This window comes from Gemmatimonadota bacterium, from assembly GCA_021295815.1.
In the GTDB taxonomy this organism is placed as follows: domain Bacteria; phylum Gemmatimonadota; class Gemmatimonadetes; order Longimicrobiales; family Gaopeijiaceae; genus JAGWBQ01.
The window spans coordinates 35,450-51,814 of the sequence record JAGWBQ010000003.1 but is presented as its reverse complement, the minus strand read 5'-3'; the positions used below and the strand labels follow the sequence as shown (position 1 = coordinate 51,814).

Annotated in this window: 7 protein-coding genes and 1 pseudogene; 2 read left to right on the top strand and 6 right to left on the bottom strand. The window is 67.3% G+C overall.

Translation table 11 applies throughout. The annotated features are described in order from the left end of the window. Positions 1 to 7 precede the first annotated feature (7 nt). On the bottom strand, positions 8 to 4,396 hold the full coding sequence (locus J4G12_01840; protein MCE2454544.1) for an amidohydrolase family protein: 4,389 nt from the start codon (positions 4,394 to 4,396) through the stop codon (positions 8 to 10). A 57-nt stretch (positions 4,397 to 4,453) separates the two neighbouring features. Here J4G12_01840 and J4G12_01835 point away from each other — a divergent pair, with 57 nt between their 5' ends. Beyond that, positions 4,454 to 5,890 (top strand): MBL fold metallo-hydrolase, encoded by a 1,437-nt coding sequence (locus J4G12_01835; protein ID MCE2454543.1) that lies wholly within the window; start codon positions 4,454 to 4,456, stop codon positions 5,888 to 5,890. Here the strand turns inward: J4G12_01835 and J4G12_01830 are convergent. From J4G12_01830 to J4G12_01815, 4 genes are all read right to left on the bottom strand, one after another. Continuing rightward, the gene (locus tag J4G12_01830) at positions 5,887 to 7,077 is read right to left on the bottom strand and encodes a hypothetical protein (GenBank protein ID MCE2454542.1); all 1,191 of its coding nucleotides are present in this window, start codon (positions 7,075 to 7,077) and stop codon (positions 5,887 to 5,889) included. The genes J4G12_01835 and J4G12_01830 overlap by 4 nt on opposite strands. Before the next feature lie 28 nt (positions 7,078 to 7,105). Then, positions 7,106 to 7,657 (bottom strand): hypothetical protein, encoded by a 552-nt coding sequence (locus tag J4G12_01825; protein ID MCE2454541.1) that lies wholly within the window; start codon positions 7,655 to 7,657, stop codon positions 7,106 to 7,108. 165 nt (positions 7,658 to 7,822) lie between these two features. After that, complete coding sequence (moeB, locus tag J4G12_01820) at positions 7,823 to 9,295, bottom strand: molybdopterin-synthase adenylyltransferase MoeB (protein ID MCE2454540.1); 1,473 nt, start codon at positions 9,293 to 9,295, stop codon at positions 7,823 to 7,825. Between the two features lie 2,044 nt (positions 9,296 to 11,339). Then, positions 11,340 to 11,915 (bottom strand): RidA family protein, encoded by a 576-nt coding sequence (locus J4G12_01815; protein MCE2454539.1) that lies wholly within the window; start codon positions 11,913 to 11,915, stop codon positions 11,340 to 11,342. An 86-nt stretch (positions 11,916 to 12,001) separates the two neighbouring features. Between J4G12_01815 and J4G12_01810 the strand changes: the two genes are divergently transcribed. Then, the gene (locus tag J4G12_01810) at positions 12,002 to 14,137 is read left to right on the top strand and encodes a dehydrogenase E1 component subunit alpha/beta (GenBank protein MCE2454538.1); all 2,136 of its coding nucleotides are present in this window, start codon (positions 12,002 to 12,004) and stop codon (positions 14,135 to 14,137) included. Positions 14,138 to 15,783: 1,646 nt separating this feature from the next. On the opposite strand, the pseudogene J4G12_01805 reads toward J4G12_01810, so the two are convergent. After that, positions 15,784 to 16,266, bottom strand: a pseudogene (locus J4G12_01805) (thioredoxin domain-containing protein). Positions 16,267 to 16,365: the final 99 nt, after the last annotated feature.

Genomic DNA, 16,365 nt, shown 5'->3' with positions numbered 1-16,365 from the left:
ACCCTTCTCACCCCCCGTGCTTGCGCGCCAGCGTCTCGAGACCTTGATCGATCTCCGCTCGGCTGATCCAACGACCGCTCACCATCACGCCGCGGCGATCCTTGAGGTTGTCGAGATCGTCCAGCGGGTTCGATCCCAGCAGCACGAGGTCGGCGCGCTGGCCGGGCTCCACGGTTCCGAAGCCGCCGTCCAAGTCCAGATGCTCGCCGACGTACTCGCCCACGGTTCGGGTGCCGCTCACCAGAATGGCCTCGTTCGACATCCCAGCGTCCGCCATGACGGCCAGTTCCCTGTGGAGCGCGAAGCCGGGTACGTTGAAGAGCTGGGGAGAGTCGGTCCCCATCAGGATACCGGCCCCGGCGTCGGACAACGCCTTCAGGATGTCCTTGCGCAGAGAGAGGAAGGCCGCCACCTCGTCGGGAGCGCCCCTGGGTCCTCCGGCGGCCTGTCGACGCCAGGCTTCGCGCTGTCCCGACGACACGTAGCGCATCTCCGGCTGTGAGAGCATCTCTTCGGCGTTCGGACTGCCGTAGAGGTTCTCCCACAGGTACATGGTTGGGACGACGTAGGCCCCCGACTCCACCGTCAGCGCGACTATCTCGGGGAGCTTTTCCTCGTCGAAACCGTTCACAAGTCCGCCCAGACTCACGGGGCGTCCGGCGTTGATCTGGGAGACCACGTCGTCCGACGCGACCGCCTGGACGTAGCCGTCGAGATGGTCGACGGTCGACATGCCGGTCCGGAGCGCGTGTTCGAGCCCTACGGCCGCCGGAACGTGACCGCCGTAAGTCAGTTCGACCTCGCGGGCCACATCGACCATGCGGTTCCAAGCGGGGAGCGAGACCCCGGGATGTATCTTCTGCAGATCGTAGCCGGCCTCGCCGTGTGCGCGAACGAGTCGCTCCGCAGCCTCGGGGCTGGGAGCGGAGCTGCCGTTGATCGAAGGGGCGCCGACGTAGAAGGTGGGTCCGAGCACTTCGCCACGTTCGAGTTCGTCCGCCAACGGCACCTGGTACGCCGAGCCCAGCATTCCCCGAATGGTCGTGATGCCGTTCGCGACATAGAGGAAAAGGATGTCCTCGACGTCTTCGCGGGAGGGGTTCGCGCCCGGCGGTACGTGGGCGTGCATCTCGGCGAGTCCCGGCATCAGGAAGGCGCCTGTTCCGGAGATGACCTGCGCTCCCGCCGGTGCCCGCACTTCGGCGTTCGGGCCGACAGCGCTGATCCGGTCGTCGGTCACGATCACCGTCTGGCCCGCCATGGGCCCGGATCCGGTCATGGGCAGTACGGTCACGTCCACGAAAGCCGTCACCTCGGCGTCCTGGAAGATTCCTCCATCGGAATAGGTCTGCCATTCCTCCCTGAGGGCGGCGAGCATTTCGGTGATGAAGGCGCGCTGTGAAGCCAGATCCGCCGAGAGCGGACCGATCCAGCCTCCTGCCGCTCCATAGAGCCGACCTGCGCGGGAGGCGAGCTCCGCAGTCTCGCGCACTAGCACGGCCAGCCTTTCCTCCATCCCGCCCGACCCGCCGCCGTTCGCGGCCGATGACACCTCCGACCTGAGGTCCGCGGCGCTCCGCGCGAGATCCCAGAGCTCGAGCATCGTCGCCGTCCACTTCGTGCGCGTCTCCATATCGACATCGATGCGTGCGTCTTCGCGGACCTCCACGCTGGTCTCGTGACTCTCACCACCAACCTCCAGACGCACGGTATACGTTCCGGGAACTACCCAGGGCCCCCGGATCAGGTCGCCGCCGAAGCCGCGACCGCCACCGGAGCCGCCGTGACGCAAGTTCCAGACCGTCCGTCGGATGCCGCGTCCTCCCGGGGCCCCGACCTGCGCGACCTCGCTCCCGTCCGTGGCGAGAACCGTGATGGCGGGATCCATGCCGGACGAACCGAGCCAGTAGTCGATGATGGCGCCGGCCGGCGGGTTCTCCCCTTCGAAGATCATGTTGCCGGTGTGGCCCCTTCTCGACCGATAGCGGATCTGCTCGGCCGGCTCGACGCTGAAGAGATGCGACGAACTCGCCGCTATCGCCGGACCCATCGCCTGGAGGGCGTTCACCTGATCGAGTATCCATATGCCGCGACCGTGAGTGCCGAGCACCAGGTCGTTGTCTCGGGGATGGACGACGAGGTCGTTCACGGGCTGGGTCGGAAGTTCGCCTTTGAGCTCGAGCCAGCGTTCGCCCCGATTCCACGACCACCACGCACCGAATTCGGTCCCGAGATAGAGAACGTCGGGATTGCGCTCGTCCTCTCGCACCGCCCTCACCACGAGTTCGTCGGGAAGATCGCCGATGATCGACCGCCAGCTCGTTCCGTCGTCTTCGGAGACCCACAGATAGTTCGAGTAGTCGTCGTTGCGGTAGTTGTTCGCCGCCAGGTAGACGCGTCCGTCGACGCTCGCGGAGGCGTGAATGCGATTCACCCACATCATCTCCGGCGCACCCGGAACGGCTTCGCTCACGTTCCTCCAGCTCGCACCGTCGTCCGGCGACACCAACACTTGACCGTCGTCCGTCCCTGCGTAGAGAACGCCGGGCCTGAAACGGGACTCCTCGACCGCGCTGACGGTGGGCCAATAGGGAATGCCGTCGTCCAGGGAAAGCACGGTGGAGTCGGGCCGCTGACCCATGATGGTCAGGGATCGACGGTCGGCGCCGGTGGTGAGATCGCCCAGCGACACCCAGCTCTCGCCCCGATCCGTGCTCTTGTGGAGCTCGTCGAGGCCGGCGTAGAGAGTGTGCGCGTCGTGCGGGCTGATGATGAACGGTCCCTCCCAGTTGCCGGGCGGCATGGCGTTGCCGAGACGCTCTTCCGGCGCGTCCGGATCCGGCCAGGTGCGCCAGTTGCGTCTCGGTCCGATGTAGCCCTCGGGCTGGTTGGGGCGAATGAAGCGGCTCTGGCCGGTGACCATGTCCACCCGGTTCAGTCCCAGGTACTGGCTCTCGCTGTAGAGAGTGCGCCCGTCCGTCGTGTCCACCACGTTCCAGAAGCCGTCCCCGCCGCCCCACTTGCTCCAGTCCTCGTTGATAATGCCCTCGCTGCGGTAGACCGCGTTCGGCCCCTTCCAGGAGCCGTTGTCCTGAAGTCCCCCGTATACGTTGTAGGGATGGGCCATGTCGACCGACACATGGTAGAACTGGCTCAGAGGAAGGCTGGTGACGTAGAGGAAGTGGTCACCCCTGTCGTAGCTTATGCCCAGCCCGCCGTCGTCGGCCTTGAGCACGTGCTCCGAGTCGTGCGGGTCGACCCAGACGAAACGGTCGTCGCCGTGCGTGCGGTGACCGCGGGGAACGGTGAAGGTGACCCCGCCGTCGTCGGAGTACGAGTAGGAGTTGAGCATGTAGACGCGCTCGGGGTCGTTCGGATCGACCATGGGCTGGCTCGCATACATCGGGCGTGGGTTCCAGTCGCTCCTCAGCTCCCAGCTCTCGCCGCCGTCGGTCGAGCGGTAGAGGCCGGCTCGTCGTTCCTCGTAGGCTGTGGAGGCGTTGTAGCGGTTGCCCTGTTCCAGACTCGCGTAGATGATGCTCGGGTCGCGCGGGTAGATGGAGATGCCGATGCGTCCCAGATCGCCAGTGGGAAGTCCGTTGTCGAGCCCGGCATTGGTCAGCCGGGTCCAGCTCCGTCCTCCGTCCCTGGAAAGGTGGAGGGCGCTGCCGGGGCCGCCGCCGTGGAAGCCCCAGGGTCTGCGCATGCGCTGGTAGGTCGCCGCGAAGAGCACGTCGGGATCGGTCGGGTCCATGGCCACGTCGACCACCCCGGTCTCGTCGTCCACGTGCAGAATGCGCTCCCAGCTCTCGCCGCCGTCCCCGGTCAGATAGAGCCCCCGCTCCTCGTTCGGTCCCCAGAGGTGGCCCATAGCCGCGACATAGGCTACGCCGGGGTCGGTGGGATGGAGGACGATGCGCCCGATGTGATGCGATTCATCGAGGCCCAGATGCGTCCAGCTCTCGCCGCCGTCCGTGGAGCGGTAGACTCCGTTCCCCCACGAGGTGCTCTGTCGATTGGCGCGCTCTCCGGTGCCCACCCAGACGATCTCCGGGTTCGCCTGGTGGAGCGCGATATCTCCGATCGAGTGCACGGCTTCGTTTTCGAAGACGGGTGTGAAGCGCACCCCGTTGTCGGTGGTTTTCCAGACGCCGCCGGTCGCGGCGGCGACGTAGAAGGTCTTCGTGTCCGAGTTGACGACGGCGATGTCGACGAGACGACCGCTCATGGTCGCGGGGCCGATGTTCCGGAAGGAGAGGCCGTCGAGATCGGAGGAGGCGAGCTGGGCTGCGGCCGGGGTCGCCGCGACCAGCAAGCCCGCGAATAGCAGCGAGATCGGTGTGACTAGACGTGGTACGGAGGTGCGGACGGGGCGGAGATCGGGGTGATCTGACATGGGGTGGCTTGAAGAGCGGCACTTGCATGAAACGGAGCGATCCCGCAACCTACCCCTATGCTGTTACGCCGGTTCTACGACGACAGTCTCGCTCAGGCCAGCTATATGCTCGGATGCCAACGGTCGGGCGAGGCCGTGGTGGTCGACCCTGGTCGACGTCCCGAGCCCTACCTCGCCGCCGCCGCCGAGGAGAGCGTGCGTATCGTCTGCGTCACCGAGACCCACATCCACGCCGATTTTCTCTCCGGTTCACGGGAACTTGCCCGCGTTGCGAACGCCCGGCTTCTCTTATCGGACCATGGCGACGAGGACTGGAGCTATCGCTACCTCGACGAGGACGGAGCTCGGCCGCTGCGGGACGGCGAAGAGTTTTCGGTAGGTGCGGTGAGTCTGCGGGTTCTCCACACTCCGGGCCACACCCCCGAACATATTTCCTTCCTGGTGACCGACGGCGGCGTGAGCGGTGCTCCCGCTGACGGAGTGCGGAGCTCGCCCCCGCCTCCGCTGGCCCTTCTCAGTGGCGATTTCGTCTTTGTCGGAGACGTGGGTCGCCCGGATCTCCTCGAGGTCGCCGCAGGAGAGACCGGAACCATGGAGGCCAGTGCGCGGCAGCTCTACGCCTCGCTTCAGCGCTTCCGCGAGCTTCCCGTTCACGTCCAGCTCCTGCCCGGTCACGGGGCGGGCTCGGCGTGCGGGAAAGCGCTGGGGGCGGTGCCCTCTTCGACCGTGGGCTACGAGCTCTTGGCGAACTGGGTGTTCCAGTGCGCCGACGAGGACGAGTTCGTCGCCAAGGTGCTCGAAGATCAGCCCGAGCCGCCCGCCTATTTCGCGCACATGAAGCGACTCAACCGCGCCGGACCCCCGGCTCCCCCCGACCGACGCCTGGAGCGAGCGGATCTCCACCGGGCGCTTTCGATGAGGCATGACGGCTGGACGTTGCTCGATGTGCGGACCCGCGCGCAGTTCGCTGGGGGCCACCTGCCCGAGTCGCTGAACGTGCCGCTGACCAGGACTCTGCCGACCTGGGCGGGCTGGGTGGTCCCCTATGACCGCCCCATCTGTGTCGTGGTGGAGACCGAGGGTCAGGTAAGGCCGACGACCGAGCTGCTGCTGAAGATCGGCCTTGATGATGTGCAGGCCTTTCACATCTTGTCGGATCCGGCTGCGTCGCCCGAATTGGGCGCGGTAGTGGTGCTCGACTGGGACGAGGCCGAGCGGGCTCGGATCGAGGAGGGAGCGGTGCTGGTCGACGTTCGGGGAAAGATCGAGTGGGACGAGGGCAGAGTGCCAGGCGCGGTCCGCATCCACCTGGGCGAACTCTCGGTCAGGGTGGGCGAACTTCCTCGGGACCGGCCCGCTCTGCTCCACTGCCGGACCGGCCACCGCTCGGCCATCGGAGCCAGTATCCTGGCGGCTGCAGGGCACCCTGACGTGCGAAACGTCGAGGGCGGATGGCTCGATCGGTTGGCTCGCGGGATGGACGTGGAGCGTTAGCGGAGCGATCCCCCCCCGACCGCTTGCTCCCCGAATGCCCGGGCGAAGCCGCCCAGGAGAGTCCACAGCTCCCGGAGCGCGCTCACCGGTCCGGGCCAGGGTTCCTCGTCGGAGTGCGCCAGAAGTCGGCTCACCGTGGAGGAGGTCGGTCCTCCCAGCGCCACTGCGAGGTGACGGGCCTGATCGGGGCGGATCAGATTGTCGCCGACACCGTGGAAGATGTGGACGGGGGCGGTCACGAAGGGGAGGGTCTCGGAGGGTTCGAGTTCGGGGCAGATCCGCAGAGCGCCTGAAAGGAGCTGGTCGACGAGTCGGAGCGCTTCTGTCCGATCCGGCAGCTCCCGACCCGGGGGTGCGATGAGGTCGAAGAGGGGTCGGCGTTTTTCGGCCACTCCCGCACGGAGACGGAGTCGGCTGGGTTCGAAGACGGGGTTCCACGAGGGAACGCCCTTGTCGCCGGCCTCCGACGCCAGGGCGAGAACGCCGCCGGCGACATCGACGGCCGCCTCGTACTCGGGAACCAGAGTGAGGAAATTGCCCGCGATTATCCAGCGTCCGTAGGGGTCGGGGAGCGGCGCGTCGGGCGTCCCGTCGTCGCCGGTGAAGAGATAGCGGACGGTTCCGGCCAGGTCCGCGTAGCCGCCGAAGGACACCACGCGGTCGAGGCACCCGCGGAGCTCCGGCTCGGTGGTGGCCGCGAGCGTATGGGGAACCCCGAAGGAGAATGTTATCGCGCCCGTGGAGAGGTTCGCTGGGGTCGGGGCGCCCCCGATGCTGGCTATGGTGGTGCGGCCGGTGCCGGTTTGGGTTCCGGCGGACTCGTCCATGGTGGCTGAAAGCGCGTCCAGCCCCGCTTGGAGGGCGGGATTCGCGGCTGCGGGTGCGAGCTTGAGCTCACGCCACTCGGGTATCTCGGGGATGACTGCCACGTCGCCGCTGGCCGCCAGAGCGCGCGCGAATCTGAGCAGGCGCGGGTGAGCCCTGCCGGGGCGGGTGAGTCCGTGCAGCAGGATCCATCCGCGTCGGGGAGCACGTCGCCGCGACCGCAGCACGCTGACCGGCACCTGGCCTGTGTCACGGTGGATGAAGATCTCGCTCTCGACCACATCGCTTCTTCCGGTGCGCCACGCGACCAGGAAACGCAGCGCCTTGCAAAGGGCGGCGGTTCTGTGGCCGGCCTCCTTCAAGGGCTTCGGACGGCGACGCCTCCGCCCGTTAAAATTCCAGACCGGCGCTGACGGTCATGTGGCGGGCGTCGTCGTCGCCCACGCCGGAACGGTTTACCACCTGCCCCTCGACGAAGATGCCGAGCCCCAGGAGCCGGATTCTGGCTCCGATGCCTCCATGCACCCCGTTGTGGCCGACCGTTGCGTCCGACGCCTCTTTGGTGCTCCGGTACCTGCCCAGACCGCCTAGGAAGTAGAGGCCGGGTCCGACCGGGAGGCCCACCCCGAACACGGCGCTGATCTTGCCCGCCACCATGGTCTCGTCATTCTGGGTTCCGGCGCTTCCGGGGATGTCGTGGTAGACGCCCTCGAAGCGGCCCGAGAGCGGAAAGGCGGGCACCCCGACGCGCAGGGCGAGCTTGGCGTGGCGACCGAGGTCGGTCTGCTCTGCGTAGGTGCCCGTCGGCAGGGTGGAACCGACACCGAGCATGAGGCTCGTCTGAGAGAAGGCGGGGGTCGGAGAGACCGCCTGGGCGATCAGGAGTCCGGCGCCCGCGAGTGCCGGCAGCGGTTTCGGGAGGCGGAGATGAGAGGAGTTCATAGTCCTTGGGGTTAGGGCCTGGTTGCGGCCGCGTGGAGTCCGAAGTGCGGCGTCTTCGGTGATACCGGGCGGGCTCGACAGGGTTCGCCCGGGGGGATCGGAGTCGGAATCGCCCTGCCGGAAGCGGCGGAAAACGTGGCTGCGGTCTAACGATACGGAGACGCTTCACACCACCTGCACCTCGGGGTCGACCTCGCTCGCCCAGGCCTTCATTCCTCCTTCGAGGTTGAATACGTCGCGGAAACCCAGGTCGACCAGGTATGCGGAGGCCGCGAGCGAGCGCACGCCCGACCGACAGCAGACCACGATCCCGCCGGGCCGCTCTTCGGTCGCGTCGCGCAGCTCGTCGGTTCTTGCGGCGAGCTCTCCCATCGGTATCGGCAGGGCGCCGAGCGCCGCGAGGTTTCCGGCGGCCCACTCCCAGGGTTCGCGCACGTCGAGGACGAGGGGCGGACGGGCTCCTTCCACAAGGTTGGCGAGCTGGACGGCGGTGATCGATCCGACCGCCTCTTCGGTGGCCTCGGTCTCGACGTCGCTCGCCCCGGCGGTCCCGCAGAACACGTCGTAGTCGATCAGACCTTTCTGGGTGGGCTCGTTCCCGCAGACCGGACACTCGGGATCCCGGCGCAGCCGTATCTCGCGCCACCGGGCGGTCAGCGCGTTGAAAAGGAGGAGTCGACCGGCGACCGATTCGCCCGCTCCGAGGATGAGCTTGACGGCCTCGAGCGCCTGCATGGATCCGATCACTCCCGGCAGGGCTCCGAGCACCCCGCCCTCCGCGCAGTCGGGCACTAGCCCGGGCGGCGGCGGGTCGCGAAAGACGCAGCGGTAGCAGGGGCCGTGGGGAGCGGCGAAGACGGCCACCTGTCCCTCCCAGCGGAGGACCGAGCCGAAGACGTTGGGGACACCGGCGAGCACGCAGGCGTCGTTCACCAGGTATCGTGTGGGGAAGTTGTCGGTGCCGTCCACCACGACATCGTAGCCGGGTATGATGTGGAGAGCGTTCGAGGACTCCAACCGAACCGGATGGTTCACGACCCGCGTGTGAGGGTTCACCTCCTGCAGGCGTTCGCCGGCGCTATCCAGCTTGCTGCGTCCGATGTCCGAGGTTCCGTGCAGGATCTGACGCTGGAGGTTGCTCGCGTCCACGTCGTCGAAGTCGACGATCCCCAGTGTGCCCACTCCCGCCGCCGCCAGGTACAGGGCGAGAGGGGAGCCCAGCCCTCCCGCACCCACGCAGAGTACGCGCGCCTCCTTCAGTTTTCGCTGACCCGCGAGTCCGACCTCGTCGAGAACGATGTGGCGGGCGTAACGTCTCAGCTCCGCGGGCGAGAACCCGGCGCCGTCCAGAGTTCCTGCGGTCTGGGGACCGTGCACCGGGCGGTTAGCTGTCGGGCTCGGAGGTCGGGGGTGATGAGACCCCGAACTCGCCCAGAGACAGGAAATGGTCGCTGTCGGCCCGAAGAGAGTCGACCAGGGCTCGATCGCCGCCTGTGACCTGAACGGCTCGCGCCATGGCGGAGGCGGCGAAGTGGAATTGCCAAACCACTTTGACTGATCTGTCGGGCCAGATCCTGCGTTCGCGCAGACCTCGGAAGCTGTATATCTCTCGATATAGCCTGATCGACCGATCCACATCTACCCAGACGGGGTTGTCCGGTGTTCCTATCGAGACCCAACCGGGTGGGCCGAACCCATTCCGCACGGGTTGGAGGAGAAGGGCCAGGCCCTGGCGCACCGCCCAGCGGGTGAGCCCGAGCCGGGTCATCGTCCCGCCCAGACTCGAGAAGTAGATGGGCCGATCCTGTCGGGCCGCCTGGACGATGGCCAATGTGAGTTGGTCGATCCTGCTGAGCACCGTGCCGCTGCGGTAGACCGCGACGACCTCCGCCAACGGCAGGTCGAGGTCGGAGGTGAGCCGGGTTGGAGCGACCGCATCCAGAATCTCGTGCGAGAGTTCGATGATCGGTCGGGAGGGCATGCCGGGGTCTTCGTAGAGGCCGGGGGCCTGCTCGGGATCGAAGGGGCGCTGGTTCTCCGGCGAGGTGAGCGCCTGAAGCTGTTTCACGTACCAGGACGTGCCCAGATACTGACCGACCACCACGGTCACGTCCTGGCGGATGCCCTCGACCTCCTGCACGTACCAGAGCGGGAAGGTGTCGTTGTCGCCGTTGGTGAAGAGCACCGCGTAGGGCTCCACGCTCATGAGCAGATTGTAGGCCCAGTCGCGCGCGGCGTAGTCCCCCGACCGCGACGCCCAGCTCCAGTTGAGGACAAGAGGGAGAAGGGCGATCGACATCACCGGAGCCGCGCGGAGCAGCCTTCGCCCCGGCAGCTCCCCGCCTTTCGATCTGCTGCCTCGTGTTCGTCGGACGACGAGATCCCAGAAGCGGGCGAGGCCGATACCCGCGAGCGAACCCCAGAACATGAAGCCGACGAGGTAGAAGTAGTCGCGCTCCCTGACTTCGTGCCGGCTCAGGTCCGCGATCTCGGGAGAGAGCGAGTAGCCGTAGCGGAAGTTGAGGTAGATCACGAGCCCGACGGTGAGCGTCGCGGCGAGCGCTCCCAGACCTGCGCCGGTGGCGCGATCGGCCCGCCAGGCACCGGAGAGCCCGAAGATGCCGAGCCCCAGGAAGATGACGGTGAAGGGCGTGCTGGCGCCTCCGGGGAGCACGTCGGGCTTGAGCGAGCGCGCCCACTGCCAGTCAAAGTACTGGTAGTAGTTCTCGAACTGGGACTCTATCGGAGCCTTGCGCTGGGTCACGGGCACCGGCCGATACTGCTCGCGCCTGAGGTTGGCGGCGAGATCCGGACAGCCGGTCCTGCCCAGAGTGTAGATCGCCACGGCGGCGCGGCTCAACGACTCGCAGGTCGGATCGCCCTCGTTGATCACCGGGTCCAGCTCGGCTCTGACCGGGAGAACGAAGTTGAAGGAGATCCCGATCGCGACCAGGGTCGCCGCCCGCCACAGGAAGCGCAGCTTCGCGAGCGATCCCGCACCGGCCGCCAGCGCAATCACGACGAGAGCGGGAGCTCCCAGGACCGACATGAGATGGTTGGTGGCGCCGAGCGCTGTCAGGAAGACGGCCCAGAGGATCAGCCGTTCGCTCCCAGGCTCGCTCCGACGGTCGCGCCACCTCACTCCAAGCCAGCAGACGGCCGCGACGATGACCGCGCTCACCGTGTAGACCTTCTCGTTCACGGTGGACTGGTTCCAGACCGTAAAGGCGGTTCCACCTATCAGAGCGCCTGCGGCGGCGCCCCACAGGGCGATCCTCCGGTCGGTCTTCAGTCCGCCGAGGACGCGATGGGCGACCAGAAAGAAAAAAGCCGAAGCGGTCGCGCTCGTCGCGGCCGCCAGCAGGTTGACGGCCACCGCCGGGGGGATCCCGAGAGGCGTGAGGAGCAGGCTCCACGCCCTGCCTAGAATGACGAAGAGCGGGTTACCCGGCGGGTGCGGAATGCCGACGATGTGGGCGGTGGCGATGTACTCGCTGGCGTCCCAGAACGCGGTCGACGGAGCGAGCGTCGCGACGTAAAGAGCGAAGAGCGCAAGCCCGACCAGTAGGGCGGCCCGGTAGGGAGGAGCCGGACTGGCGTCGTTGTCAGCGATCACCGTCTATCGGTCCGCGGATCATCCGGTGCGGGCAGGGCGTGGCAGCCGGATTCGCGCGCCAGGAGGTCAGCGGCGATCCCCGTCGCCGTCGCCATCGTGGCTCTCCTCGTCATCGTGCATTCCGCCGTCCTCGTCCCCGTCGTGTTCCGGCTCGCCCTCGTGCATCTCGCTTCGGTCGGTGTTCACGGCTACGAAGCTGATCTCGATAGTCGCTCCACCGACGAGTTCCGAAACCGCGACGGTGACCCGAGACGGCGCGTCGCCCTCTTCGAAGTAGCTTCCGTAAGCCTCGTTCATCGCGGAGTAGTCGGCGATGTCCGTCAGATAGACCACGCCCCGCACCACGTTGCCGAAATCCATTCCCAGGTCGGCGAGCAGAGCCTCGAAGGAGCGCATGATGTTGTGGGTCTCCGCCGCGACCCGTCCCTCTTCCATGGCTGCGGTCTCCTGGGTCGAGCCGATCTTGCCGGCGAGCCAGTAGGTTTCTCCGGCCTGGACCGCTGCGGAGTAAGGCCTGCTCGAGGGTTGGTGAACGGTGCGCATCACGCCCGCTTCAGGGTGTTCGTGCGGAGCCTCGGCGCAAGAGGCCGAGAGGAGGGCGGCGGCGATGATCGCCGGGAGAGCGTAGGATCGTGCGTGCATTGGTGCCTCGTGAGGTGTGGGCGGAGGTCGTGCGGGACGACCCGGATCGCCCGCAGGCGAAGAATGGCTATCTTTCTCAACATAATATGTTTACGACTCGAACCCGCCCGAACCTCGACACCGACCGCTCCCTCGAACTCTCACCCGAGGAGCTGTGCGCTCTTTACGCCACAATGGTGACCTCGCGCCGCATCGACGAACGAGAAGCGAGCCTCAACAGACAGAACAAGACCTTTTTCCAGATCTCCAGCGCCGGCCACGAGGCGGTGGGGGCTTCTCTCGCCCGGCACCTGCGTCCGGCGGAGGACTGGATGTTCCCGTACTACCGCGACCGAGCCCTGACCCTCTCTCTTGGTCAGACGCCCCTCGACCACTTTCTCCAGGCGGTGGGCGCTGCGGCCGACCCTTCCTCATCGGGCAGGCAGATGCCAGGCCACTTCGGCGATCCCGACCTGCGCATGCCCACCATGTCCTCGCCGACCGGGACCCAGTTCCTTCAGGCGGTGGGTTGCGCGGAGGCCATAGTCAAGATACGGCGCTCCCCTGAGCTGGCCGAGGGCGTTCCCGAGCTCCTCGAGGATGAGATCGTCGTCGTCTGCGCCGGCGACGGGACCACCTCGCAAGGCGAATTCTGGGAATCGCTCAACACGGCGAGCAACCTCAGGCTACCGGTCCTCTACGTGATCGAGGACAACGGCTATGCCATCAGCGTGCCGGTAGAGGTCCAGACGGCGGGGGGAAGCATTTCCGAGCTCGTTCGTTCCTTCCCGGACCTCTTCGTGCTGGAGTGCGACGGCACGGACGTGATCGCAGCTCACGACGCGTTGGGCAAGGCTGCGGCATTCGTGCGAGCCGGCGAGGGACCTGCGCTCGTCCACGCCCACTGCACCCGTCCGCACTCCCACTCGATGTCCGACGACGAGGCCGCCTACCGAAGCGCGGCCGAGCTCGCGGAACAGGCGGCGCGCGACCCCATTGTCCGGACGCGCAAACTCCTTGTGGAACTTGGCGTGCGAAGCGAGGAAGGGCTCGAGGCTCTGGAAGACGAGATCACGGAGAACGTGGACGCGGCGGCGGACCAGGCTCTGGCCGCGCCCGATCCCGATCCGGACGAGGCCTTGAAGCACCTCTTCGCCGTATCCGGCGCGGCCGATTCCGAGGAGTTCGATTCCGGGGAGCCCGAGACGGACGAGGGCGGCAAGCTCCTCACCATGGTCGATCTCATCAACGCCTGCCTGCGCGACGAGATGGAGCGGGACGCCCGCGTCGTGATTTTCGGGCAGGACGTCGCGGACGCGTCGCGTGAAGAGGCTCTCGACGAGGTTCCCGGCAAGGGGGGCGTCTTTAAGGTCACGCACGGACTCCAGCGCCGCTTCGGGCGGGAGCGGTGCTACAACGCGCCGCTCGCCGAGGCCAACATCGTCGGCCGCGCCATCGGCCAGGGGCTCAGGGGGCTTCGTCCCGTCGTCGAGATCCAGTTCTTCGACTACGTGTGGCCCGCGTTCCACCAGATCCGCAACGAGCTCGCAACCCTGCGCTACCGTTCGGGCGGAAGGTACAGCGTCCCGGTCGTGGTACGCATTCCCTACGGCGGCTACCTCAGGGGCGGCGGCATCTACCATTCCCAGACCGGCGAAACCCTCTTCGCCCACACCCCCGGGTTGCGTGTGGCGATGCCTTCCAACGCGGAAGACGCCAACGGGCTCCTGCGCACCGCCATCAGGTGCGAAGACCCGGTGATCTTCCTCGAGCACAAGCACCTTTACCGGCAGGTGCACAACAAGGGCCGCTATCCGGGTCCCGAGCATTCGATTCCCTTCGGCAGGGGCCGGAGAGTGCGGGTGGGGTCGGATCTGACCGTGGTCGCCTGCGGCGCGCTCGTCAAACGCTCCATGGATGCCGCGCGAATCGCGGCCGAGCGGGGAGTCGACGTCGAGGTCATCGACCTGCGCACCATCCAGCCGCTCGACATGGAGATGGTAGCCGCGTCGGTGAGGAAGACCAGCCGGGTTCTAATCGCGCACGAGGATTCGCTGACCTTCGGGGTCGGCGCCGAGATAGCCGCCCAGATCGCCGACGAGACCTTCGAATGGCTCGACGCGCCGGTCAGGCGGATCGGCTCGCTCGATACCTGGGTGGCCTACTCCCCAGTGCTCGAGGCAGCCATCCTGCCGCAGGTCGACGACGTGCTGACCGCGATAACGGACCTAGCCGGCTACTGAGGGTCCGCTCCCGCCGCCGCCGACGGTGTCAGCCGACCAATCTCCTTCCGCATGGCGTCGGCATCGGTGACCGGAAGACGGCAGACGCGATCCCTGCACACCCAGACTGTCGGAAGGCCGCCGACCGGCTCCCGACCGTCCGCAAGGGAGCCTGGCACGGCGGTTCCGTCCTTGGATCCGACCACCGTGAGGTTGCGGTTCGGGACGGAGAAGGCGGTCCGCACGAGAGCCGACACGGCCTTGGCGTCGGTGCCCCGGCTCTCCCCTGTCCGCAGCTCGTTCGCGACCGGCGGGGCGAGTATCACGACCTCGATGGGCTCGGCCAGGGTTCGATCCGCCGCCGAAAGCATCCGTCCGAACGCGGGTCCGTAGTCGAGCAGTGCGGACCCAAGCCGCCCAAGCAGGGCGAGGGCCCGTTCCCGATAGCCGGCGTTTCCCAGAGCCGGGCCGATCCGCGTGAAGAGCTCGACGGCCAACGACGTGCCCGAAGGCGTGGCGTTGTCGAGAAGCTCCCGGGGCCGGACCACGAGCTTCTCGCCGTCGGCGGGCGAGTCGTAGAGGATCCCGGGATCGTCACGATCACCGAAACGGAGAGGGATCTCATCGGCCAATTCCCGGGCGCGAGCCAGCCAGCGCGGATCCAGCGTCGCCGCATGAAGCGAGACGAATGCATTGCCCAGCGCCGCGTAGTCTTCCAGGAAGGCGTGGACCCCGTTTCGCCCCCCGATCCAGCTCCTGACCAACGAACCTTTCGGCCTCAGGTTCTCCCAGATGAACTCGGCCGATTCCACGGCGACGCTCAGGTAGTCGGCCCGCGCCCACGTCGCTCCGGCCTCGGCGAAGGCGCGCACGGCGAGCGCCGCCCAGCAGGTCACCAACTTCTCGTCCCGGAAGGGGGCGGGCCGCTTCGCGCGGGCGCCGAGCAGCCGCTTGCGGGCATCCCCGAGCAGGGACTCCAGCTCCCTTTCCGACATCCCGCGGGCTCGAGCGCAGGTGGTCAAGTCGCGAGGGAGATGGAGGATGTTGCGGCCCTCGAAATTGCCGGCGGGGCTCACGTCGTAGACCTGGGCGAAGATCTCGTGGCTGCTTCCGAGGAGATTCTTCACCTCGGAGGCGCTCCACACGTAGTAGGCACCTTCCTCACCCTCGGAGTCGGCGTCTCTGGAGGCGAAGAACGCGCCCTCGGGGGAACGAAGATCGGCCGCCACATAGTCAAGGGCGCTCTCGGCGATCCGGCGCAGATCGTTTTCGCCGCCAGCCCGCCAGGCGTCGAGGTAAGCGAGTGCGAGCAAGGCGTTGTCGTAGAGCATCTTCTCGAAGTGCGGCACCAGCCAGCGGCTGTCGACCGAGTAGCGGTGGAAGCCGCCGGCGAGGTGGTCGCGGATACCGCCCGACGCCATTTGCCTCAGGGTGTGGACGCTCATTTCGAGCGCCTGGGCATCCCCGGTGCGAAGATGCCGGCGCAGGAGGAGCTCGATGGTGAGCGACGGCGGGAATTTCGGAGCGCCGCCGAAGCCGCCGTTCACGGCGTCGTAACGCCGGGCGAGCCCTCGCCAGGCCCCGTCCAGCGCCTCGACGAGCTTCGCGGTCAGCCTACGCTCGCCGGGAGCCCCTCCGCTCTTCGGCCCCGGGTTCAGTTCCATCACCGCGACCAGGCGCTTTCCGGCGGCCTTGGCCTCACCCGGTCGTTCGTGGTACGCACGCGCCGCCGCCCGGAGGATCTGCCTGAAGCCCGGCCGCCCGAGTCCGGGTTCCGGCGGGAAGTAGGTGCCCAGGTAATAGGGCTCGGCCTCCGGCGTGAGGAAAGCGGTGAGCGGCCAGCCTCCGGCGCCCGTGGACGCCTGCAGGGCGCGCATGTAGATCTGGTCGATGTCGGGGCGCTCCTCGCGGTCCACCTTGATGTTGACGAAGAGCTCGTTCATGAGCTCGGCGGTGATCGGGTCGGCGAAAGACTCGTGCTCCATCACGTGGCACCAGTGGCAAGACGAATACCCGATCGAGAGGAGAACCGGACGATTTTGGGATCGGGCGCGCTTCCAGGCGTCCTCACCCCAAGGGTACCAGTCCACCGGATTGCCGGCGTGCTGGAGAAGGTAGGGGCTGCTCTCTCGGGCGAGACGATTGGCCAGGCGGCGGTCCTCCTGATGCGATGCGGCCCGGGGCGCCGGGCGATGGCGGTCGGTGCGAGCCGGGGGGACGAACCACGGCCTCTATGCCATAACTTATCT